We start from the raw sequence: 20287 nt of genomic DNA, 5'->3' as shown, positions 1-20287 counted from the left end.
AGCGAAGGGTCGCAGACAGTGGGGTCGCCTTTTCTTTGCTTACTTTCTTTTGGCGAAGCAAAAGAAAGTGAGTCGCCTGCCGGGGCGAGACCCGGCCTCGGGAAGCAAAAGCCCCCTAGCCCCACCGAGGCACAGCCTCATCCTTCAACTGCTGCCGCAGCACCCCATAGTCAGGCACAACACTCTCAACGGTTTCCCAAAACCGATGCGAGTGATCCATCACCCGCAGATGCGCCAGCTCATGCGCCACAACGTAGTCGATCACAGGCAGGCGGAAATGAATCAACCGCCAGTTCAACCGAATCGATCCATCCGCGCTCGCACTCCCCCACCGCGTAGCCGCATTGGACAGCGACAGCTTCTGCCATGACACCCCCAGCAGCGGCGCAAAGTGATCCAGCCGCTCGATGAACAGCTTGCGCGCCTGCCGCATCAACCAGGCCTGCGCCGCATCCCGAATCTGCGAGGGCGCCGCGTTCTGCGCCACAGCCAACCGCAGCGTCCGCGGGCCACCGCCTTCGACAGCGGGGTCGAGCGTGCCGCCAACGCTCGCGAAACCGTGCTTCGGATCGAGCCGGATCACCACAGGCTCCCCAAGAAACGGAAACTCCGCCCCGTCTTCCCAAGCAATCCGCGTCGCCTCGACCCGCGCATTGCGTTGCTGCGTCTCCGCCAGCTTGCGCAGAATCCAGTCGGCCTTCTCGCGCACCGCCGCATCGACATCGCGCAGCGTGACCCACCGCGGTGCGCGCACCGACAAGCCCTCGGCCCCCACAAGAAAACCGATCGTCTTGCGCTGCCCCCGCTTGAACTCGTAGGCCACCCGCGCCGACCCCAACACCACTTCACGCGTCGCTTGCGGATGCGTGAAGTTCGCCAGCGTCAGTGTGTCAGCCAACGGCACCGCAGGACGCGGATCAACGGGCCCGATAGATGAAGGAGTGGCATCCACCACCGGCACAGGAGCAGCTGGTGGCACAGGCGCCGGCGCCTTCTTCCGCGGCCGCCGCGGCGGCGCAGCAGCAGGCGCCGGCGTGCTCCCCAGCCCCTCGAAGAGGTCCATCGTGAACTGCAGCATTCCCCGCATGTCGGGCCCGATTCAGAACAGTTGGCAGGCGCGTCAGCCCGCTTCGCGCGGCAACGTCTGCTGCGGCTGCGCCGGGGTGTCGCTGTACGCCTCAGGGTCGAGACGGCGCATCTCGGCCTCGATCCAGGCTTCGACTTCGCGCATCAGCTCGTCGGGCTTGCGGCCCACGCTCGAGATCGCCGGGCCGATCGACACGTCGACCACGCCGGGGCGCTTGATGAAGGCCTTGCGCGGCCAGACCTTGGCCGAGGTGACGGCAATCGGGATCACGGGCACGCCGGTTTCGCAGGCCAGGCGCGTGCCGCCGCTCTTGTAGGTGCCCTTCTGGCCGCGCGGAATGCGCGTGCCCTCGGGGAACATGATGATCCAGATGCCCTGCGCGAGCAGCTTGCGGCCCTGGCTCACGACCTTGTTGAAGGCCTGCGCGCGCTGGCTGCGATCGATGTGGATCATGTCCAGCCGCGCCATCGCCCAGCCGAAGAAGGGCACGTAGATCAGTTCCTTCTTGAACACGTAGGCCAGCGGGTGCGGCATCAGCGTGGGCATGAGGAAGGTCTCGAACGTGGACTGGTGCTTCACCAGCAGCACGGCACCGGCGAGCTTGTCGGTCGGCAGGTTCTCCATGCCGGTCACGCGCGTGCGGATGCCCATGATGACGCGCGCGCCATCGACGGCCCAGCCGAGCCAGCGCGCGGCCATCCAGTACAGCGGAATGCCGCGCTTCCAGAGCGAGCTGACGCACATGATGATGCCCCAGGGCACCACGGTGACAAGCATCCACAAGGCGTGGAGAACGGAACGGATAAACGCCATCAGACAGCCACCTGCAGTGCAGCCCGCGCTTCGCGCGCGAGCAGAAAGTCGACAAAGGCGGCGAGGTCGTCATGCACCCTCGTGTCCGCCGGATATTCGGAAGGCAGCGGGTGGACCCCGCGGCAGGCCGCGCCCATGCCCGTGAGCAGCAAGTGCGGTTCGCAGCCGGCAGCGGCGCCGGCCTGCAGGTCGCGCAGGCTGTCGCCCGCGGTCGGCACGCCCTTCAGATCGATGCCAAAGCGGTCGCCGATCTGAAGGAACAACCCCTCCTTGGGCTTGCGGCAGTCGCAGCCCTCGTCGGGGCTGTGCGGGCAATAGAACACCGCGTCCACCTTGCCGCCCACGGCCGCGAGCATCTTGTGCATCTTGGCGTGCATGGCGTTGAGCGAAGCCATGTCGAACAGCCCGCGGCCCAGGCCCGACTGGTTCGACGCCACCACCACGTGCCAGCCCGCATGGTTCAGGCGCGCCACGGCCTCGAGCGCACCGGGCAGCGGCGTCCACTCGATGTCGCTCTTGACGAAGTCTTCGCGGTGCACGTTGATCGTGCCGTTGCGGTCGAGGATGACGAGCTTCATGGCGGAACCGCTCCTGGTGGAGGGATGGGGCACGGGGTCAGACAGCCAGCCGCTCGAGCTGCGCCACGCGGTTCATCGCGCTGTGCAGCGACATCAGCAGGCCCAGGCGGTTCAGCCGCAGGTCGGCCTGTTCGGCGTTGACCATCACGTCCGTGAAGAACGCATCGACCGGTTCGCGCAGCGCGGCCAGCGTCTGCAGCGAGCCGGTGTAGTCGCCCGCGTCGAACTGGGCGTTGGCAGCGGGCACGACCTGCGCCATGGCGGCGTGCAGCGCCTTCTCGGCGGGCTCCTGCAGCAGCAGCTCGCTCACGTGCGCGTCGGCCTCGGGCGCCTTCTTCAGGATGTTGCCGATGCGCTTGTTGGCAGCGGCCAGCGCGGCGGCGGCGGGCAGTGCGGCGAAGGCGCGCACGGCCGCCAGCAGCTTGGGCACTTCGCCCAGGCGCTGCGGCAGCGGGGCCAGCACGGCGTCGACTTCCTGGGCGCTGGCGCCCTGCTCGCGCAGGCTGCCGGCGAGGCGGTCGAGGATGAAGTCGCGCAGCTCGACCGTGGCCTTGCTGCTGTCGAAACCGTCGATGGCGCTGAACTGCGCGGCGGCGTCCTGCAGCAGGGCGTCGAGCCCCAGCGCGAGGTCTTTCTCGATCAGCATGCGGATCACGCCCAGCGCGTGGCGGCGCAGCGCGAACGGGTCGCGGTCGCCGGTGGGCAGGTTGCCGATGCCGAACATGCCGACCAGCGTCTCGAGCTTGTCGGCCAGCGCGACCACGAGGCCCACGCTGTTGCGCGGCAGCTCGTCGCCGGCAAAGCGCGGCTTGTAGTGGTCTTCGATGGCGTCGGCCACGGCGGCGTCGAGGCCGTCGTGCAGCGCGTAGTAGCGGCCCATGGTGCCCTGCAGCTCGGGGAACTCGCCGACCATGTCGGTCACGAGGTCGGCCTTGGCCAGTTGCGCGGCCTGGGTGGCCTGCGCGGCCAGCGTCGCGTCGCCGAGTTTTTCGGCAATGCCGCGCGCGATGTGCATCACGCGCTGCACGCGTTCGCCCTGCGTGCCGAGCTTGTTGTGATAGACCACCTTGCCCAGCGATTCGACGCGCGAGGCCAGCGATTTCTTGCGGTCCTGGTCGAAGAAGAACTTGGCGTCGGCCAGGCGCGGGCGCACCACGCGCTCGTTGCCGCCGGTCACGGCGCTTGCATCCTCGGGGCTGATGTTGCTGACGACGAGGAACTTGTTGGTGAGCTTGGCTTGCGCGTCGAGCAGCGGGAAGTACTTCTGGTTGGCCTTCATCGTGAGGATGAGGCACTCCTGCGGCACTTCGAGAAACTCGCGCTCGAAGCTGCAGACCAGCACGTTGGGGCGTTCGACCAGCGCCGTGACTTCGTCGAGCAGCGCGTCGTCGTGGATCGGCACCGAGCCACCGCCGACCTTGACCGCAGCCGCTGCGAGCTGGCGTGCGATTTCGGCGCGGCGCGCTTCAAAGCTGGCGATGACGGCGCCGTCGTCCTGCAGCTGCAGGGCGTAGCTGTTGGCATCGCGCAGCACCACGGGGTCGACCGCCGCTTCGAAACGGTGGCCGTGCGTCTCGCGGCCGGCCTTCAGGCCCAGCGCCTCGATGGGCACCACGGTGTCGGCATGCAGCGCGACGAGGCCGTGCGCGGGGCGCACGAAGCTCACGCTGCTCCAGCCGGGCAGCTCGCAGCCGCTTTCGAGCTGGTAGCTCATGACCTTGGGAATCGGCAGCTTGGCGATGGCTTCGGCCAGCGCCTTCTGCAGGCCTTCGGCCAGCGCGGCGCCCTTGGCGGTGCTTTCGTAGAACAGGGCTTCGGCCTTGCCGTCCATGGCGCGCTTGAGGCCCGGCACGGCCGAGGCGTCGGCGCCGAGCGCGGCCAGGCGCTTGAGCAGCGCGGGCGTGGGCTGGCCCGAGGCATCGAGCCCCACGGCCACGGGCATGAGCTTTTGCGACACGGCCTTGTCGGCGGCGCGCTCGGCCACGTGCGTGAGGTGGGCGGCCAGGCGGCGCGGCGACGCGTAGGGCGTGAGCACCGAGCCGGTCTCGGCCAGGCCTTGCGCCACGAGCTGGTCGCGCAGCACGCCCGCGAAAGCCTCGCCGAGCTTCTTCAGCGCCTTCGGCGGCAGCTCTTCGACAAACAGTTCAACCAGCAGGGAGTTCTTGTTGTTCATGGGGGTCGTCATCGCTCAGGCGGCTTTCTTCGGGGGCATCTGCGCCACCCACTCGCGCGGGGCCATCGGGAAGCCCAGGCGCTCGCGGCTGTCGTAGTAGCTCTGCGCCACGCTGCGCGCGAGGTTGCGGATGCGGCCGATGTAGGCCGCGCGCTCGGTCACGCTGATCGCGCCGCGCGCGTCCAGCAGGTTGAAGCTGTGCGCGGCCTTGAGCACCTGCTCGTAGGCCGGCAGCGCGAGCTGCTCGGTCATGAGGTGCTTGGCCTGCTTTTCGTGCGCAGCGAAGGCGGTGAACAGGAACTCGGCGTCGCTGTGCTCGAAGTTGTAGGTCGACTGCTCGACCTCGTTCTGCTTGTAGACGTCGCCGTAGCTCAGGCCGTCGGTCCAGGTGAGGTTGTAGACGTTGTCCACGCCCTGCAGGTACATGGCCAGGCGTTCCAGGCCGTAGGTGATCTCGCCGGTGATGGGCTTGCAGTCGATGCCGCCGACCTGCTGGAAGTAGGTGAACTGCGTCACTTCCATGCCGTTGAGCCAGACCTCCCAGCCCAGGCCCCAGGCGCCGAGCGTGGGGTTCTCCCAGTCGTCTTCGACGAAGCGGATGTCGTTCTTCTTCAGGTCGAAGCCCAGGGCTTCCAGGCTGCCGAGGTAGAGCTCGAGGATGTTGCTGGGCGCGGGCTTCAGCACGACCTGGTACTGGTAGTAGTGCTGCAGGCGGTTGGGGTTCTCGCCGTAGCGGCCGTCCTTGGGGCGGCGGCTGGGCTGCACGTAGGCGGCCTTCCAGGGCTCGGGGCCGAGCGCGCGCAGGAAGGTGGCGGTGTGCGAGGTGCCTGCGCCCACTTCCATGTCGTACGGTTGCAGCAGCGCACAGCCTTTGTCGGCCCAGTACGACTGCAGTTTGAGAATGATTTGCTGGAAGGTCAACATGAAGCTGGCCGGCGTCGAGGGCCGGACATTGGACGGGACGGTGGCGCGGCACAGGCCGCGAAAGGCGACGATTTTACGTTCGCGGGAGGGCATCTCTCCCACAGCCGCTCGGGATGCCGGCTGCCGCGACAGCCCGTGCGGCTGTGGGACAAAGCCCGGCCCCGCACGCTTTTTTGCGTTTCCCGCCGCTTTCGGCACTTTCCTGCGCTTTCCCCCTCTCTCACTGCATGGCACCGCCCCACATCGGCCCCGACACTCCTTTCTTCATCGTGCTCAACGCCGGCTCCGGCAGCGAGAGCACTGCGCAGGCCCGCCAGGTCATCGACGACGCCTTTGCCGCAGACGGCCGCCGGCACCGCGTGTTCCTCGTGGACGGCCCCGGCCGCGTGCAGGCGCTGGCGCGCGAAGCGGTCGAGCGCGCTCGGGCCGTGGGCGGTGTGGTGGTGGCCGCGGGCGGCGACGGCACCATCAACGCCGTGGCCCAGGCCACGCTGGGCAGCGGCTGCCCCTTCGGCGTGCTGCCGCAGGGCACCTTCAACTATTTCAGCCGCACGCACGGCATTCCGCGCGACACGGCGCAGGCGCTGCAGGTGCTGCTCACGCAGCAGCCGCGGGCGGTGCAGGTGGGGCTGGTGAACGACCGCGTGTTCCTGGTGAATGCCAGCATGGGCCTGTATGCCGACCTGCTGGAGGAACGCGAAAGCCACAAGGCACGCTTCGGCCGCCACCGCTGGATCGCCTTCTACTCGGGCCTGCTCACGGTGCTGCGCGGGCGGCATCGCCATTGGCAGCTGCGCATCGCCTCGCACGGCCACGAGCGCGACATCCGCACGCCCACGCTGTTCGTGGGCAACAACCCGTTGCAGCTGATGCAGGCGGGCGTCGACCACGCCGAGGCGCCCGAGCAGGGCCGGCTGACCGCGGTGGCGCTCAAGCCGGTCGGCCTGCTGGCGATGCCGGGGCTGCTGGTGCGCGGCGCGCTCGGGCGGCTGGGCGACGCCGACGAGGTGCTGAGCTTCCCCTTCGAGTCGATGACGGTGAAGGCCGGCCGGCTGCGCACGCCGCGCCGCGTGAAGATCGCCACCGACGGCGAGATCGACTGGGTCGACATGCCCCTGCTGTTCCGCGTGGCGCCCGACCCGCTGTGGCTGGTGCGGCCCGACAGCGCGCCCGAACTGGAGGCGGCACGGCCATGAGCTGCCTGCTGCAAGTGTCCGACCCGCATTTCGGCACCGAGCAGCCCGAGGTGCTGCACGCGCTCGAACGCCTCGCGCATGCGCTGGCGCCGCAGGCGGTGCTGCTGTCGGGCGACATCACGCAGCGCGCCACGCGCCGCCAGTTCGCGGCGGCGCGCGCCTTCGCCGACCGGCTGGCGGCGCCGGTGGTGGCGATTCCGGGCAACCACGACATCCCGCTGTTCCAGCTGGCGGCGCGCGTGTTCTCGCCCTATGGCCGCTACACGGAAGCCTTCGGCGCCGACCTGGAGCCGGTGTTCGCCTGCGACGACTGGCTGGTGGTCACGGTCAACACGACGCGCTGGTACCGGCACGAAGACGGCGAGGTGTCGCCGGCGCAGGTCGAGCGCGTCGCGGCGCGGCTGGCGAGCGCCACGCCCCGACAGGTGCGCGTGGTCGTGACGCACCAGCCGGTGCTGGTGACGCGGCCCGAAGACCGGCAGAACCGCCTGCGCGGGCGCGAGGCGGCGGTGGCGCGCTGGACGGCGGCGGGCGCCGACCTGATCGTCGGTGGCCACATCCACCTGCCTTTCGTGCGCCCGCTGGACGAGCACTTTCAAGGCTGCTCGCCCACCGCCTGGGCGGTGCAGGCCGGCACCGCCGTGTCGACGCGCGTGCGCTGGGACACGCCCAACTCGGTGAACGTGCTGCGCACGGAAGCGTCCGGCGACGGCGCGCAGCGCGTGTGCGTGGTCGAACGCTGGGACCACTCGGCGGCCGACAAAGCCTTCATGCCCGTTGACCTGTTACGGCTTCCGCTTGCCAGCCGCGCGGCGGGCCCTTAGGGTTGCGCCGCATGCCTCCTGCGGACACCCTTCTCCTTTCTTCTTCCCCCTTGGTTCTTCTCGCACAACAGCTGGGCGAACACGCCCTGGCCTGGTTCGCGCTCGCGCTGACCGTGTCGGTGCTTGGCGCCGGCCTCGCCTGCCGGATGCTGCAACGGCGCCATCCGCTGCCCGACACCGGCGAGCCTGACGAATCGCGCCTGGCACTCGGCCTGGGCCTGGGCTTCGTGCTGATCCTCGCGGCGGCTTTTCTGGTTGCATGGATCGCCTCGCACCTGGGCGACGGCCGCACCATGGGCCACGCCGACCAGGCGCTGGCCGACGCCATCGCCGCCCATGTGCCGTGGGGCGCGCTCGTGAGCTTCAGCTGGCTCACGCACCTGGGCGACGCGCAACTGCTCGCGCCCGTGTGCCTTGTGGTCGCGCTGCTGCTATGGCGCAACGCGCACCGCGGGCTGGCGCTGGGCTGGGTGACCGCGCTCGGCGGCATCGTGGTGCTGAACCCCGCGCTCAAGCACATCTTTGCGCGGGCCCGACCGGTGCATGACCACGGGCTGGCACTGGAAACGAGCTTCAGCTTTCCCAGCGGCCACAGCGCGGGCGCGATCGTGAGCTACGGGATGCTGCTGTACCTGGCGCTGCGGCTGCTGCCGGCGCGCTGGCATGTGCCGGCCGCCATGGCCGCGGTGGCGGCCATCGTCACCATCGCCTGCAGCCGGATCTTTCTGCAGGTGCACTTCGCGAGCGATGTCGCGGCCGGCCTGCTGACCGGCCTGGGCTGGCTGCTCGTGTGCGTGAGCAGCCTGGAATACGCGCGGCACCGCAAGCGCCGCACCGCGCGCTGACCGTCGATCAGTATTCCCAGAAGATGCGCTGCAGTTCCTTGGTGTTGTTGGTCTTCGTGAGGGCCACCATCGCCAGGATGCGCGCCTTCTGCGGGCGCAGATCGTGCGCCACCACCCAGTCGTACTTGTCGTCGGGCTGCTCGGCATTGCGGATCACGAAGCCGTCGGGCACGCGCGAGCTGCGGATGACGATCACGCCGTCGGTGCGCGCCTTCTGCAGGTTCGGCACGATGCGGTCGGCCACCGAGCCGTTGCCCGTGCCGCCGTGGATCAACGCCTTGGCGCCGCTCTTGGCGATCGCGTCGATGGCCACCGACGACACGCCTTCGTAGCCCATCGCGATCTCGACCGGCGGCAGCGCGGTGATGCTGTCGATGTCGAACTCGGAGTTCATGGTGTGGCGCTTGACCGGCGCGCGGAACCAGTAGTTCTTGCCCTCGACGATCATGCCCAGCGGACCCCACTGGCTGGAGAACGCGCTGGTCTTGATGTTGACGTTCTTGCTCACGTCGCGGCCGGTGTCGATGTTGTCGCCCATCGTCACCAGCACGCCCTTGCCCATCGCGTCCTTGCTGCCCGCCACGTTCACCGCGTCGTACAGGTTGAGCGCGCCGTCGGCCGACAGGGCCGTGCCCGGGCGCATCGAGCCGACCACCACGATCGGCTTGTTGGTGTGCACGGTGAGCGTCAGGAAGTAGGCAGTTTCTTCCAGCGTGTCGGTGCCGTGGGTGATCACGATACCGTCGACGTCCGACTGCTTGGACAGCGCCGAGACGCGCTTGGCCAGCGTCATCAGGTTGTCGTTGGTGAGGCTTTCCGATGCGACCTGGAACACCTGCTCGCCGCGCACGTTGGCGACCTTGGCCAGTTCGGGCAGGCCGGCGATCAGCTTCTCGACGCCGACCTTGGCGGCCGCGTAGGTGGCGCTGTTGACGGCCGACGCGCCGGCACCGGCGATGGTGCCGCCGGTCGCCAGGATCACCACGTTGGGCAGCGCCTGCTGGGCCTGCGCGAGCGCGCTGGCCGCGAGCAGTGCGGCACCGGCCGCAAAGGCACGGAAATGGGTAGAAAAGTACATACGGGCTCCTTGATTTGAGGATGATTTCTCGAGGCGGCGAGGAAGATACATGAACCATGCCCGCATGCCATGCCGCTGCATGCCGGCATGGCATGCCGTCATGCGCCGGCCTTAGAGGGCCAGCAGCCAGCTCGCCACCGCCGCCAGTCCGACGACCCACACCGGCGAGAGGCGCGCGTAGACGAGCAAGCCGAACGCCGCCAGCGCCAGCCCGAAATCGGCCTTCGAGTGGATGGCGCTCGTCCACACCGGGTCGTAGAGCGCGGCGAGCAGCACGCCGACGACCGCCGCGTTGACGCCCGCCATCGCGCGCTGGACCGCATCGCGCTGGCGCAGCGTCTCCCAGAACGGCAGCGCGCCGGCCACCAGCAGGAGGGCCGGCAGGAAGATGGCCAGCAGCAGCGCCAAGCCGCCCACCCAGCCGCCGAACGGCCCCGGCATCGCGGCGCCGAGGAAGGCCGCGAAGGTGAACAGGGGCCCCGGCACGGCCTGCGCAGCGCCGTAGCCCGCCAGGAACACGTCGTTCGAGACCAGGCCCGTCGGCACCACGCCCGCCTGCAGCAAGGGCAGCACGACGTGGCCGCCGCCGAACACCAGCGCGCCCGACCGGTAGAAGGACGCGATGACGGACAGCGCGGGCCACTCCGTTGCCGCGGCCAGCATCGGCAGGGCGACGAGCAGCACGGCGAACAGGCCCAGCAGCGCGGCGCCCGTCGCCTTGCGCACGCCATGGTCGCGGTGCTGCGCGGCGGGCAGGTGGCCGGGCGGCAGCGCCCATCGGCCGACGACACCCCCGGCGACGATGGCGGCGACCTGCCCCATGGCCGACGTCACCGCGAGCACCAGCAACGCCGCGACGATGGCCACGCCCGCGCGCAGCCGGTCGGGGCACAGCGACTTCGCCATGCCCCACACCGCCTGCGCGACGACGGCCACCGCGACGACCTTCAGCCCATGCACCGCGCCCGATTGCGCCAGGCCCGCCCACTGCGTGACGCCGGCCGCAAAGAGGATGAGCGCCACGGCGGACGGCAGCGTGAACCCGAGCCACGCCGCCAGCGCCCCGCCCCAGCCCGCGCGGCCGAGCCCCAGCGCGATGCCGACCTGGCTGCTCGCGGGACCGGGCAGGAACTGGCACAGCGCCACGAGGTCGGAATAGCGCTTGTCGTCGAGCCACTTGCGGCGCTCCACGAACTCCGTGCGGAAGTAGCCCAGGTGCGCCACCGGCCCGCCGAAGGAGGTCAGGCCCAGTTTCAGGAAAGCGAGAAAGACTTCGAGCACCGAGCCCCTGGCAGGCAAGGCGCCCGCGCCGTCAGCGGCCGGTGGTGGGGCGGCATGCTTGGGGCGGTGGTGGTGCTTCACGGACGATGACGTCGAATGCGCATCCGCCGGTGCGCCTCAGCCCCGGGTGCGCCCAGGCCGGAAGAAGACCGCGCCCAGCGCGACGATCGCCAGCGCCGCGATCCACAGCGGCCACAGGCCGAAGGGCGCGACCCAGCGCGCAAAGGGCGTGAGCCCGCGCCGGCCTTCGACCGGCGCTTCTAGCACGCCGCGCGTGAGGCGCGGCAGCTGGTGCGTGACACGGCCCGCGGCGTCGATCACCACGGTAGCGCCGGTGTTGGTGGACCGCACCATCGGCCGCGCGAACTCGAGCGCGCGCATGCGCGAGATGGCCAGGTGCTGGTCGATGGCGACCGAGTCGCCGAACCAGGCGATGTTGCTGACGTTGAGCAGGACGGTCGGCGCCGTGGCCTCGTCGCGGAAGTTCGCGCCGATCTCGTCGCCGAACAGGTCTTCGTAGCAGATGTTGGGCGCGATGCGCTGGCCCTGCCAGACGAAGGGCGCCTGCGCGAGGCCGCCGCGCTCGAAGTCGCCCAGCGGGATGCTCATCATGCGGATGAACCAGCGAAAGCCCGGCGGAATGAATTCGCCGAAGGGCACGAGGTGGTGCTTGCTGTAGGCGTAGGGTTGCGCCGCGCCACCGGGCATGAAGCCGAGCACGGCGTTGCGGTAGGTGCCCGGCCCGTCGCCGAGCGGCAGGCCGACGATGGCCGCCTGCTGCGTGCCCGGCTGGCCGTAGCGCTCCTGGATCGCGTCGAGGTAGCCGGCGGGCAGCTGGCGCGGCAGCAGCGGCAGCGCCGTTTCGGGCGTGACCACGAGCTGGGCCTTGGCATCGCGCAGCTGTTCGGCGTACCAGCGCAGCGCGGTTTCGATGCCGCCGCCCGGAATGAATTTCTCGTCCTGCGGGATGTTGCCCTGCAGCAGCGCGACCTGCAGCGTGCCGGTGGTGCCCTGCGCGCCGCGTGCATCGGCGGGCAGCGGGGAGACAACGTTGGGCGGCACGAAGACCGCGACGAGCAGCACGGCGGCCAGCGTCGTCGGCACCACGCCGCGCAGCGGCAGCGGCAGCCGCCGCGCGACCAGCGCCACGGCCAGTGCCGCCGCGGCACCGATGCCGTACACGCCGACCCACGGCGCCAGCGCGGCCAGCGGGCCGTCGACATGGGCGTAGCCGCCCGCGCCCCAGGGAAAGCCGGTGAACCAGCTGCCGCGCACGAGCTCGGCCAGCGTCCACAGCGCGGCGAACACGAAGGCACCGGCGACGCGCCCCGCCGGCCCACGCACCACGAACCAGGCGCAGGCCACGGCGTAGTAGAGCCCGAGCGCCGCCGCCAGCGCGAGCACGGCGATCACCGCCAGCGGCGCCGGCAGCCCGCCGTAGGTGTGCATCGAGATGAAGAGCCACCAGAAGCTGCCGGTGAGCCAGGCGGTCGCGAACACCCAGCCGTGCAGGCCGGCGCGGCGCCAGCCCGCGCCTTGGGCACGCAGGCCGTCGAGCAGCCAGACCAGCCCGGCCAGCGACAGCAGCTGCAGCCACCACAGCGGGCGGCCGTCGCCGGGCCAGGCGATGGACAGGGCTTGCGCCACGCCCGCCAGGCCGAAGCCGAGCAGGCGAAGCAGCCCGGAGGCGGCAGAGGAAGGGGGAGAGGTGGTGGGCGAGACGCGGGCCGGGGCCGCTGCTGCGGGCGCCGGCATCAGTCGGCCGCGTCGCCGCCGCGCGCCGGCGACACCCGGAACCAGCGCACCGCGCCGCCCTTGGTGTGCAGCACGACGAAGTCGAAGCCGCCGATGGCGTGGTGCTCGCCGCGCTTGGGCACGTGGCCCATCTCGTGCGCGATGAGTCCGCCGATGGTGTCGAAGTCTTCGCTCAGCTGTTCTTCGTTGAAGACGATGCCGAAGGCCTCGGCCACGCGCTCGATGGGCGTGTCGCCCGAGACGCGGTAGGTGTGGTCGGCCAGGCCGAAGATGTCGCCCTCGTCTTCGGCGATGTCGAATTCGTCCTCGATCTCGCCGACGATCTGCTCGAGCACGTCCTCGATGGTGATGAGGCCCGCCACGCGGCCGAACTCGTCGATGACGATGGCCAGGTGGTTGCGGTTGCCGCGGAACTCGCGCAGCAGGTCGTTCAGGCCCTTGCTCTCGGGCACGAAGGTGGCCGGGCGCAGCAAGGCGCGGATGTTCAGGCCCGGCGCGCGCTGCAGCTTGAGCAGGTCTTTCGCGAGCAGGATGCCGATGATGTTTTCTTTTTCGCCCTCGTAGACCGGAAAGCGCGAGTGCGCGGTCTGGATCACGGCGTGCAGCAGCGCGTCGAAGGGCGCGTCGATGTTCACGAGGTCCATGCGCGGCGCCGCGACCATCACGTCACCGGCCGTCATGTCGGCCATGCGCAGCACGCCTTCGAGCATCACGCGCGATTCGGCGCCGATCACCTCGTTGTCCTCGGCATCGGCGAGGGTTTCGATCAGCTCGTCGCGTGAATCGGGGCCGGGGTGGATGAATTCGGCGAGCTTCTGGAGAAAGCCACGCTTGTCTTCCCGTTCAACGGGAGCGCGTTCAGGGTGAGGGTCGGCCACTGCGGGAGGGCGGAGTTGAAGAGAGACAAGGATAACGGATTGCGCATGACAGGCTCTACCGTCCGGCCGGCATAGGCCGCCCTCGCCCGCTCAGGGGGCCGATTTGCTGCGGGCGTCGCGCATGCCGCTGCGCACTTCCTGCAGGCTCGCGAGGAAGGCCCAGAACTGCTTGGCGCGGCTCTTGAGCGCGAAATCGACCGCGGCGTAGTGCTCCAGCGCGATCTCGCTCATGCGGCTGTCGAAGGTGGCGGTGGGCAGCTGCAGGTGGGCTTCCGACTCGGAGCCGCTGCGCACCACGGTGGCGCCGGCGTTGCGGGCGATCTTGAGCATGGCCGCGTTTTCGCTCAGCGCATGGATGAAGAGCATGCCCACGCCTTCGTTGCGCGCAGCAACCACGGCGCGCTCGAACAGGCGCGCGCCATAGCCGCGGCCGCGGGCGTGCGACGACACGGACACGCCGAATTCGGCGCAGTCGCTGTGCTGGTCGCTGGGCGCGTAGGCCACGTGCGCCATCGCGATCAGGTCGAGGCGGCGGTTGTAGATGCCGAACAGTTCGTCGCGGTCGAAGTCCAGGCCTTCGACATAGCGCAGGACCTGCTCGTCGGCCGCGGCATAGCCGAAGCGCAGGTAGCGGTCGTGCGGCGTCAGGTCCAGCAGGTGGCGCGCGATGCGTTCGCGTTCGCGCGGGCCGATCGAGCGGATCGGCACCATGACGGGTGGGGGCGCGCTGACGGCGCGCGGCTGCGCCTCAACCATCGGCGCCTTCAGGAAAGAGCCGAGGCCGAGAGACGCTTTGAGGAGGGTCTTGGCGGTAAGCATGGCTCCAATGTAAGGGTTTTCCCTTAATCACCAAGCCCGCAAGGACACTTTCAGGACGCATTCGTGACTCGATACCAGAGTCCGTGGTGTTTACGCAACCAATTTGTGGTTAAACGGGCACAGATGTTGTGGCTTTGACACGATCGAGCACAAAGCTGGTCTTGCAGTCTTCGACGCTGGGGTGCTTGAGCAGGGTGTCCATGATGAAGCGGCTGTAGTGCGCCATGTCGGCCACCACCACGCGCAGCAGGTAGTCCATGTCGCCGGTGAGGGCCGCGCACTCGACCACCTCGGGCCAGGTCTGCACGCTGGCGCGGAACAGGTCCATGGGGTTGCGCTTGTGGGTTTCGGTGTGCTTTTCGAGCCGCACGTTCAGGTAGGCCGTGAGGCCCAGGCCGACCGCCTCGGGCTGGACCAGGGCCACATAGCGGTCGATGACCTTGTGCTCCTCGAGCCGCTTGACCCGCCGCAGCACGGCGCTGGGCGACAGGCTGACCTGCTCCGCGATCTGGTCGTAGGTGGCGCGGCCGTCTGCTTGCAGCATGCGCAAAATGAGACGATCTATCTTGTCGAGTGCTTCCATTTCCTCATTTTTGCAGTTTTACTGCGTCATGACCACCCAGGGCGCCCAGAAACGCAGAAAACCTGAAAGCCTTCCGACCTACAGTGCAGCACGGTCCGAATCCGGGCCCTTGTTTTCCTTTCTGCACAACTTTCCCCACTTTTCGGAGACAGCATCCATGAGCCACGCCGACGCCCCCGCCTTCACGCCCTGGGAGAACCCGATGGGCACCGACGGCTTCGAATTCATCGAGTACGCGGCACCCGATCCGGTCGCGATGGGCAAGGTGTTCGAGCGCATGGGCTTCGTGGCCATCGCCAAGCACCGCCACAAGAACGTGCTGCTGTACCGCCAGGGCACGATCAACTTCATCCTGAACGCCGAGCCCGATTCGTTCGCCCAGCGCTTTGCGCGCGAGCACGGCCCGAGCGTGTGCGCCATCGCCTTCCGCGTGCAGGACGCCAAGCAGGCCTACGAACGCGCCACCGCGCTGGGCGCCTGGGGCTTCGCCGACAAGGCCGGCCCGGGCGAGCTGAACATTCCCGCCATCAAGGGCATCGGCGACAGCCTGATCTACCTGGTGGACCGCTGGCCGGGCAAGAACGGCGCGCAGCCGGGCGACATCGGCAACATCGGCTTCTACGACGTGGACTTCGAGGCGCTGCCGGGCGTGTCGTCGCAGGACGCGCTGGCGCGCAAGGGCAACGGCCTGACCTACATCGACCACCTGACGCACAACGTGTACCGCGGCCGCATGGACGTGTGGGCCAACTTCTACGAGAAGCTCTTCAACTTCCGCGAAGTGAAGTACTTCGACATCGAAGGCCAGGTGACGGGCGTGAAGAGCAAGGCCATGACCAGCCCCTGCGGCAAGATCCGCATCCCGATCAACGAAGAAGGCAAGGAACAGGCCGGCCAGATCCAGGAGTACCTGGACATGTACAAGGGCGAGGGCATCCAGCACATCGCCATGGGCTCGGACGACCTGTACGAGAGCGTCGACGCGTTGCGCGCCAACGGCGTGACGCTGCTGGACACCATCGACACCTACTACGAGCTGATCGACAAGCGCATCCCCGAGCACGGCGAAAGCGTGGCCGAGCTGAAGAAGCGCAAGATCCTGATCGACGGCAAGAAGGACGCGCTGCTGCTGCAGATCTTCAGCGAGAACCAGCTCGGCCCGATCTTCTTCGAGTTCATCCAGCGCAAGGGCGACGACGGCTTCGGCAACGGCAACTTCAAGGCGCTGTTCGAGAGCATCGAGCTCGACCAGATGCGCCGCGGCGTGCTGAGCGCCGCAAAATAAGGCGCTTCACCACTGCCCTGGAGCCCGGCATGCGCCACGCGTCTTCTTCGACTGTCGTCACTTCCTTCGTCGCGGCAGCCGCCGCTGCGGTCGTGCTCTCGGGCTGCGCTTCGGCGCCGCCCGCGGCCGGCCCGGGTGCCTCGCACCTGGACACGGTGCAGAAGGCGGCGGTGCTGCGCATCTGCACGCCGGGCGACTACCGGCCCTTCAGCTTCCAGAAAGCCGACGCCTCGTTCGAAGGCATCGACGTCGACCTGATGACCGGCTTCAGCGCCAGCCTCGGCGCGAAGCCCGAGTGGGTCAAGACGACGTGGGCCAACCTGCTGCCCGACCTGGCCGCCGGCAAGTGCGACATCGCCGTGGGCGGCGTGTCGGTGACCACCGACCGCCAGAAGCGCGCCTTCTTCAGCGCGCCCTATATGGTCAACGGCAAGACGCCTATCGCGCGCTGTGCCGACGTGGCCAAGTACCAGAGCGTGGCGGCCATCGACCAGCCGTCGACCCGCGTGATCTTCAACCCGGGCGGCAGCAACGAACGCTTCGCCCGCACCAACTTCAAGCAAGCCAGGCTCACGCTGCACGGCGAGAACGTCACGATCTTCGACGAGATCCTGGCCAACCGCGCCGACGTGTTCGTCACCGAATCGGCCGAGGCCATCACGCAGCAGAAGCTCAAGCCCGGGCTGTGCGCCGTGAACCCCGACAAGCCGCTGCAGTACGGCGAGATGGCCTGGATGCTGCCGCGCGACGACGTGGCTTTCAAATCGTATGTCGACCAATGGCTGCACCTGCAGCAAGCCGGCGGCGACTTCCAGCGCGTGATGGACCGCTGGCTCAAGTAACCCGAGAAACCGAACGCCCCATGGACTCCCCTGCCGCCGTTGTCACCCCCGCCGTCTATGGCGCCTCCGATCGCCCGCCGCGCGGCGACTACTCGCGCGGCGGATCGGTGCAAGCCGACTACACCTGCCCGCAGGACTGGGCCAGCTACACGGCGGCCGACCACGACACCTACAAGCGGCTGTACGAACGCCAGGCCGCGCAGCTGACGGGCCTGGCCTGCGACGCCTTCATCAAGTCGCTGCCGCTGCTCGGCGTGAAGGACCGCATCCCGCGCTTCGAGGAACTCAACGAGCGCCTGCACCGCGCCACCGGCTGGGAGATCGTCGCGGTGCCGGGGCTGATTCCCGAGCTGCCCTTCTTCACGCTGCTGGCGAACCGCAAGTTCCCGGTGACCGACTGGATCCGCAAGCCCGAAGAGTTCGACTACATCGTCGAGCCCGACGTGTTCCACGACCTGTTCGGCCACGTGCCGATGCTGTTCGACCCGAACTTCGCCGACTACGTGCAGCGCTACGGCCAAGGCGGCATCAAGGCGCACGAGCTGGGCGCCGGCGAGAAGCTGGCGCGGCTGTACTGGTACACGGTCGAGTTCGGCCTGATCCGCCAGCCCGAGGGCCTGCGCGCCTACGGCGCCGGCATCTTGAGCTCGGTCGGCGAGCTGCAGCACGCGGTGCGCAGCCCCGAGCCGCACCGCCTGCCGCTCGACCTGCTGCGCACCATGCGCACCCAATACAAGATCGACACCTACCAGGCCAACTACTTCGTGATCGAGAACTTCGCGCAGCTCTTCGATCTCACGGCACCCGACTTCACGCCGCTGTACCGCGCGCTCGAGGTCGAGGCCGACATCCCGGCCGGCGTGCTGCTGCCGGGCGAATCCGGCAACGCCTGATCGCATCGCAGTGACCCGGGCGCGCACGGCGGCTATCGCCTGCGCGACACCGGGTATGCGCCCCTAGGACAAGCCCGCTGGCGGGTGGGAGGCATTGGCTCCCACAATCCGCGCCAAAGGAGCTTGCATGCAGACATCCGCGCGACAGAACTACCCGGCCGGCGTGCCGCACGAGATTCATCCGGAGCAGTACCGCTCCCTGCCTCACATGTTCGACGAGGCTTTCGGCCGCTACAAGGACCGGCCGTTCTCGGTCTGCATGGAGCGCTGGATGTCGTACGGCGAGCTCGACACGCTCTCCAAGGCGATGGGTGCCTGGCTGCAATCGCAGGGCCTCGCGCCCGGTGCGCGGGTGGCGATCATGCTGCCCAACGTGCCGCAGTTCGCTGTCACGATGTGCGCCGTGCTGCGCGCGGGCTACACCTGCGTCAACGTCAATCCGCTGTACACGGCGCGCGAGCTGGAGCACCAGCTCAAGGACTCCGGCGCCACCGCCATCGTCATCCTCGAGAACTTTGCCGCCACGCTCGAGCAGGTGATCGAGCGCACGCCGGTCAAGCACGTGGTGATGACCGCGATGGGCGACCTGCTCGGCGGGTTGTACGGCGCCTGGATCACGGTGGCCGTGCGCCACCTGGCCAAGATGGTGCCGCCCTACAAGCTGCCGCTGAGCGACGGCCGCACGGTCACGCCGTTCAAACAGGCGCTTGCCGAAGGCCGCGGACGCACGCTCGGGCCCGACCAGAGCACGCTCGATTCGATCGCCTTCCTGCAGTACACGGGCGGCACCACCGGCTTGTCGAAGGGGGCGGTGCTGACCCACCGCAACATCGTGGCTGCCACGCTGCAGGCCGAAGCCTGGTTCACGCCCGCGCTGGCGCGGGCCGGCGACCTGGCGAAGGTCAACAGCATCGCCGCGCTGCCGCTGTATCACATCTTCGCGCTGACGCTGTGCCTGCTGGTGATCCGCCAGGGCTCGCACATGACGCTGATTCCGAACCCGCGCGACTTCAACAAGTTCGTCGCGGTGCTGAAGAAGCGGCCCTTCCACATGCTGCCGGCGGTGAACACCTTGTTCAATGCGCTGCTGATGCATCCGGAGTTCAAGACGGTCGACTTCTCGACGTTGTTCGTGTCGCAGGCCGGCGGCATGGCCGCCTCCGAAGGCACGGCGCGCAAGTGGTTCGAGGCCACTGGCTGCCCAATGATCGAAGGCTGGGGCATGAGCGAGACCTGCGCGATCGGCACCAACAACCCGGTGTCGAACACGAAGTTCACGGGCACCATCGGATTGCCGTTGCCGAGCATTGAGATCGCAATCAAGGACGATGAAGGCCAATCGCTGCCGATCGGCCAGGCAGGCGAGTTGTGCATCAAGGGTCCCAACGTGATGACCGGCTACTACAACCAGCCCGCCGAGACGGCGGCGGCCTTCACGGCCGACGGCTTCATGCGCACCGGCGACATCGCCGTCATGCAGGAAGACGGCTACAGCCGGATCGTCGACCGCAAGAAGGACATGATCCTCGTCAGCGGTTTCAACGTGTTCCCTAACGAACTGGAGAACGTGATCTCGCTCTGCCCGGGGGTGGTCGAATGCGCCGCCGTGGGTGTGCCGGACGAGAAGCAAGGCGAAGCCATCAAGGTCTTCGTGGTCCGCAAGGACCCGACGCTGACAGAAGATGCCGTGCTCCAGTACTGCAACGGACAGCTCACCGGCTACAAGCGCCCGAAGCACATCGAGTTCCGCGAGTCGCTGCCCAAGACCAACGTGGGGAAGATCCTGCGGCGCGAGCTGCGCACCAGCGCCGGTGCCTGAGCGCGTGGGGCGCCACGGGGAAGCCAGCGCCGGGCTGCCGGCGAATGTCGTCGTGTTCGAGCGGGGCTGGCTGTCTTCGAACAACATCCTCTTCGTCGGAGCCGAGGAAACGGCGCTGGCCGACACCGGCTATGCCACGCATGCCGATCAGACGCTGGCGTTGGTCGAGTCGGTGTTGGGCGAACGTCCGCTTGATCGGGTACTGAACACGCATCTGCACAGCGACCACTGCGGGGGGAACGCGGCGCTGCAGCGGCGCTACCCGTCGTTGCGGACGGACATTCCGCCTGGAGAGGCGGCGCTGGTCGAGCGATGGGATGCGCAGGGTCTGAGTTTTCTTGCGACGGGGCAACGTTGCCCGCGCTTTGCTTTCACCGGACTGCTCGAGCCTGGCACTGAATGCCTGTTGGGAGACAGTGCGTGGCAAGTGCATGGGGCTCCGGGCCACGATCCTCACTCGGTGATCCTGTTCGACCCGGTGTCGCGGACGCTGATCTCAGCGGATGCGCTCTGGGAGAACGGGTTTGGCATCGCATTTCCGGAGCTGATGGGCGAGCCCTCGTTCGGGGACATCGCGGCAACGCTTGATCTGATCGAGAAATTAGCACCGCGGC

The 20287-nt window shown here is 68.5% G+C and carries 19 protein-coding genes; 8 read left to right on the top strand and 11 right to left on the bottom strand.

The features are described 5' to 3' along the window. Positions 1–115: 115 nt before the first annotated feature. The 5 genes from AC07Q9_RS31495 to glyQ are packed head-to-tail and all read right to left on the bottom strand — an operon-like array spanning position 116 to position 5575. The gene (locus AC07Q9_RS31495; protein ID WP_495312952.1) at positions 116–1087 is read right to left on the bottom strand and encodes a M48 family metallopeptidase; all 972 of its coding nucleotides are present in this window, start codon (positions 1085–1087) and stop codon (positions 116–118) included. 33 nt (positions 1088–1120) lie between these two features. Beyond that, on the bottom strand, positions 1121–1900 hold the full coding sequence (locus AC07Q9_RS31490) for a lysophospholipid acyltransferase family protein (RefSeq protein ID WP_495312951.1): 780 nt from the start codon (positions 1898–1900) through the stop codon (positions 1121–1123). Then, complete coding sequence (gmhB, locus tag AC07Q9_RS31485) at positions 1900–2478, bottom strand: D-glycero-beta-D-manno-heptose 1,7-bisphosphate 7-phosphatase (protein WP_489062926.1); 579 nt, start codon at positions 2476–2478, stop codon at positions 1900–1902. Before gmhB ends, AC07Q9_RS31490 begins: the two co-directional genes overlap by 1 nt. A 37-nt stretch (positions 2479–2515) precedes the next feature. Next, positions 2516–4651: a glycine--tRNA ligase subunit beta gene (gene glyS, locus AC07Q9_RS31480; protein WP_495312954.1), complete on the bottom strand. Its 2136-nt coding sequence runs from the start codon at positions 4649–4651 to the stop codon at positions 2516–2518. Between the two features lie 15 nt (positions 4652–4666). Continuing rightward, positions 4667–5575 carry a glycine--tRNA ligase subunit alpha gene (glyQ, locus tag AC07Q9_RS31475; protein ID WP_062481784.1) on the bottom strand — a complete coding sequence of 303 codons (909 nt, stop codon included), beginning with the start codon at positions 5573–5575 and terminating at the stop codon, positions 4667–4669. A gap of 227 nt (positions 5576–5802) precedes the next feature. On the opposite strand from glyQ, the gene AC07Q9_RS31470 reads away from it, so the two are divergent. From AC07Q9_RS31470 to AC07Q9_RS31460, 3 genes are read left to right on the top strand one after another with little or no spacing between them, the layout of a single operon-like run. Next, on the top strand, positions 5803–6771 hold the full coding sequence (locus AC07Q9_RS31470; RefSeq protein ID WP_495312950.1) for a diacylglycerol/lipid kinase family protein: 969 nt from the start codon (positions 5803–5805) through the stop codon (positions 6769–6771). Next, on the top strand, positions 6768–7595 hold the full coding sequence (locus tag AC07Q9_RS31465; protein WP_495312949.1) for a metallophosphoesterase family protein: 828 nt from the start codon (positions 6768–6770) through the stop codon (positions 7593–7595). Before AC07Q9_RS31470 ends, AC07Q9_RS31465 begins: the two co-directional genes overlap by 4 nt. 50 nt (positions 7596–7645) lie before the next feature. Next, entirely contained in the window at positions 7646–8440 is a 795-nt protein-coding gene (locus AC07Q9_RS31460) for a phosphatase PAP2 family protein (RefSeq protein WP_495312948.1), read from the top strand. 7 nt (positions 8441–8447) lie between these two features. Here AC07Q9_RS31460 and AC07Q9_RS31455 read toward each other — a convergent pair whose 3' ends face one another. The 6 genes from AC07Q9_RS31455 to AC07Q9_RS31430 form a co-directional block, all read right to left on the bottom strand. Further along, positions 8448–9518 (bottom strand): asparaginase, encoded by a 1071-nt coding sequence (locus tag AC07Q9_RS31455; RefSeq protein WP_307697140.1) that lies wholly within the window; start codon positions 9516–9518, stop codon positions 8448–8450. Between the two features lie 111 nt (positions 9519–9629). Beyond that, positions 9630–10817 carry a chromate efflux transporter gene (gene chrA / locus AC07Q9_RS31450; protein WP_495312953.1) on the bottom strand — a complete coding sequence of 396 codons (1188 nt, stop codon included), beginning with the start codon at positions 10815–10817 and terminating at the stop codon, positions 9630–9632. Positions 10818–10916: 99 nt separating this feature from the next. Next, positions 10917–12554 carry an apolipoprotein N-acyltransferase gene (gene lnt, locus AC07Q9_RS31445; RefSeq protein ID WP_495312947.1) on the bottom strand — a complete coding sequence of 546 codons (1638 nt, stop codon included), beginning with the start codon at positions 12552–12554 and terminating at the stop codon, positions 10917–10919. Then, a complete protein-coding gene (locus tag AC07Q9_RS31440; RefSeq protein ID WP_062482253.1) occupies positions 12554–13432 on the bottom strand; it encodes a CorC family transporter in 879 nt (292 codons plus the stop codon). Before AC07Q9_RS31440 ends, lnt begins: the two co-directional genes overlap by 1 nt. Positions 13433–13522: 90 nt before the next feature. Beyond that, on the bottom strand, positions 13523–14251 hold the full coding sequence (locus AC07Q9_RS31435) for a GNAT family N-acetyltransferase (RefSeq protein WP_489062908.1): 729 nt from the start codon (positions 14249–14251) through the stop codon (positions 13523–13525). 109 nt (positions 14252–14360) lie between these two features. Next, complete coding sequence (locus tag AC07Q9_RS31430; RefSeq protein ID WP_062482247.1) at positions 14361–14834, bottom strand: Lrp/AsnC family transcriptional regulator; 474 nt, start codon at positions 14832–14834, stop codon at positions 14361–14363. A 157-nt stretch (positions 14835–14991) separates the two neighbouring features. Between AC07Q9_RS31430 and hppD the strand changes: the two genes are divergently transcribed. The 5 genes from hppD to AC07Q9_RS31405 form a co-directional block, all read left to right on the top strand. Beyond that, positions 14992–16119, top strand: coding sequence for a 4-hydroxyphenylpyruvate dioxygenase (hppD, locus tag AC07Q9_RS31425; protein WP_070062948.1), 1128 nt, complete (start codon positions 14992–14994; stop codon positions 16117–16119). A gap of 29 nt (positions 16120–16148) precedes the next feature. Next, positions 16149–16961, top strand: coding sequence for a transporter substrate-binding domain-containing protein (locus tag AC07Q9_RS31420; RefSeq protein WP_070062949.1), 813 nt, complete (start codon positions 16149–16151; stop codon positions 16959–16961). A 20-nt stretch (positions 16962–16981) separates the two neighbouring features. Continuing rightward, entirely contained in the window at positions 16982–17854 is an 873-nt protein-coding gene (gene phhA / locus AC07Q9_RS31415) for a phenylalanine 4-monooxygenase (RefSeq protein WP_495312946.1), read from the top strand. A gap of 127 nt (positions 17855–17981) precedes the next feature. Further along, positions 17982–19673, top strand: coding sequence for an AMP-binding protein (locus AC07Q9_RS31410; RefSeq protein ID WP_492683816.1), 1692 nt, complete (start codon positions 17982–17984; stop codon positions 19671–19673). Continuing rightward, positions 19666–20287, top strand: a 622-nt coding sequence (locus tag AC07Q9_RS31405; protein ID WP_495312945.1) for an MBL fold metallo-hydrolase, incomplete at its 3' end; no start/stop codon positions are given. The genes AC07Q9_RS31410 and AC07Q9_RS31405, both read left to right, overlap by 8 nt.

Source organism: Variovorax sp. GW821-FHT09A10, assembly GCF_059418385.1.
The sequence above is the reverse complement of the archived record's forward strand: the minus strand, read 5'-3'. Positions and strand labels throughout refer to the sequence as shown.